We start from the raw sequence: 2,350 nt of genomic DNA on the forward strand, positions 1-2,350 counted from the left end.
GGGGCCGCCCTGGACAACGTGCGCGGACACGCCGGCGAGGAGGCACGGGCCTGGATCCTGGTCGAGGACGAGCCCGAGGAGATCGTCGTCACCGTCCGGGACGACGGCCCCGGCATTCCCGAGGGCCGGCTCGCCCAGGCCGAGGGCGAGGGCCGGCTCGGCGTCGCCCAGTCGATCCGGGGCCGGCTGCGCGACCTCGGCGGCAGCGCCGAGCTGATCTCCGTGCCCGGGCAGGGCACGGAGGTCGAACTGAAGGTACCGAAAGCACCGAAGGGCGCCGAACGGGCGCGGGGGAAGAAGGCGGAGCGGCGATGACACAGGGGCAGGACCCGATCAAGGTCATGGTGGTGGACGACCACCCCATGTGGCGCGACGCGGTCGCCCGCGACCTGGCCGAGTCCGGCTTCGAGGTGGTCGCCACCGCGGGCGACGGCGAGCAGGCCGTCCGCCGCGCCAGGGCCGCCGCCCCGGACGTCCTCGTGCTCGACCTCAACCTGCCGGCCAAGCCCGGCGTCCAGGTGTGCAAGGAGCTGGTCACCCACAACCCGGCCCTGCGGGTCCTGGTCCTCTCCGCGAGCGGCGAGCACGCCGACGTCCTGGAGGCGGTCAAGTCCGGCGCGACCGGCTACCTGCTGAAGTCGGCTTCCACCGAGGAACTGCTGGACGCGGTGCGCCGCACCGCGGTCGGCGACCCGGTGTTCACCCCGGGTCTGGCCGGGCTCGTCCTCGGCGAGTACCGCCGCCTGGCCGCCGAGCCGGCCCCCGCGCCCGACGCCGGAGAGCCGGGCGCGCCCCGGCTGACCGAGCGGGAGACGGAGGTGCTGCGGCTCGTCGCCAAGGGCCTGAGCTACAAGCAGATCGCCGAACGCCTCGTCATCTCCCACCGCACCGTGCAGAACCACGTCCAGAACACCCTCGGCAAGCTCCAACTGCACAACCGGGTGGAGCTGGTGAGGTACGCGATCGAGCGCGGCCTCGACGACGAATAGCCCGCGGCCGTTCGTCTTCGGGCGCAACGCACCGGAATCACCCTTCCCGCCTCTCCCGATGTGACGCGCATCACCACTAGCGTGACTGAGCGTCAGGCAATCGCGGCGAAGGGACATTTCATGCGTGTCGGAGTACTGACCGGAGGCGGCGACTGCCCCGGGCTCAACGCCGTCATCCGGGGCGTCGTACGCAAGGGCGTGCAGGAGTACGGCTACGACTTCGTCGGCTTCCGGGACGGCTGGCGGGGACCCCTCGAGGGCGACACCATCCGCCTCGACATTCCCGCCGTGCGGGGCATCCTGCCCCGCGGCGGCACCGTCCTCGGCTCCTCGCGGACCAATCCGCTCAAGGTCGAGAACGGCATCCGCCGGATCAAGGACAACCTGGCCAAGCAGGAGATCGAGGCCCTCATCACCATCGGCGGCGAGGACACCCTCGGGGTCGCCGCCCGGCTGTCCGACGAGTACGGCGTGCCCTGTGTCGGCGTGCCCAAGACCATCGACAACGACCTGTCCGCCACCGACTACACCTTCGGCTTCGACACCGCCGTCAACATCGCCACCGAGGCCATCGATCGCCTGCACACCACCGCCGAGTCCCATATGCGGGTCCTCGTCTGCGAGGTGATGGGCCGCCACGCCGGCTGGATCGCCCTGCACTCCGGGCTGGCCGGCGGCGCCAACGTCATCCTCATCCCCGAGCAGCGCTTCGACCTCGACCAGGTGTGCGCCTGGATCACCTCCCGCTTCAAGGCCTCCTACGCCCCGATCGTCGTGGTCGCCGAGGGCGCCATGCCGAAGGACGGCGAGGTGGTCCTGAAGGACGAGTCGCTGGACTCCTTCGGGCACGTCCGGCTGTCCGGGATCGGCGAGTGGCTGGCCAAGGAGATCGAGAAGCGCACCGGCAAGGAGGCCCGGACCACGGTCCTCGGGCACATCCAGCGCGGCGGCACCCCGAGCGCCTTCGACCGCTGGCTCGCCACCCGCTTCGGTCTGCACGCCGTCGACTGCGTCCAGGAGGGCGACTTCGGCAAGATGGTCGCGCTGCGCGGCACCGACATCGTCCGCGTGCCCCTCGCGGACGCCACGGCCAAGCTGAAGACGGTCGACCCGAAGCTGTACAAGGAGGTCGGCGTCTTCTTCGGCTGACCGGCACCCCCGGGCCCGGCCCCGCAGCACCCCCCGGGCCCGGCGCCCGCCCGAACCGTACCCGCGGATCGCCGGCCGGCCGGGTCCGCGCCCGGTCCGCGCGCGACCGACCCGGCCGCACCCAGAGGGCCGCCGGCACGCCCGCCGGACCCGCACCCTCGGGACCGCAGTGGTCCCCGGACCCGCCCGGGCTCGCCGCCGTTCAGCGCGGC

At 72.5% G+C, this 2,350-nt stretch carries 3 protein-coding genes; all 3 read left to right on the forward strand.

Features of this window, described 5'->3' with window-relative positions; all coding sequences use genetic code 11:
- On the forward strand, positions 1–315 hold a 315-nt coding region (locus ACWEN3_RS45445; protein WP_452984181.1), incomplete at its 5' end, for an ATP-binding protein.
- Positions 312–989 (forward strand): response regulator, encoded by a 678-nt coding sequence (locus ACWEN3_RS45450; RefSeq protein ID WP_452984183.1) that lies wholly within the window; start codon positions 312–314, stop codon positions 987–989. The genes ACWEN3_RS45445 and ACWEN3_RS45450, both read left to right, overlap by 4 nt.
- A gap of 120 nt (positions 990–1,109) precedes the next feature.
- On the forward strand, positions 1,110–2,138 hold the full coding sequence (locus tag ACWEN3_RS45455) for a 6-phosphofructokinase (protein ID WP_452984185.1): 1,029 nt from the start codon (positions 1,110–1,112) through the stop codon (positions 2,136–2,138).
- Positions 2,139–2,350: the final 212 nt, after the last annotated feature.

The sequence above is a fragment of the Streptomyces sp. NPDC004561 genome (genome assembly GCF_053602155.1).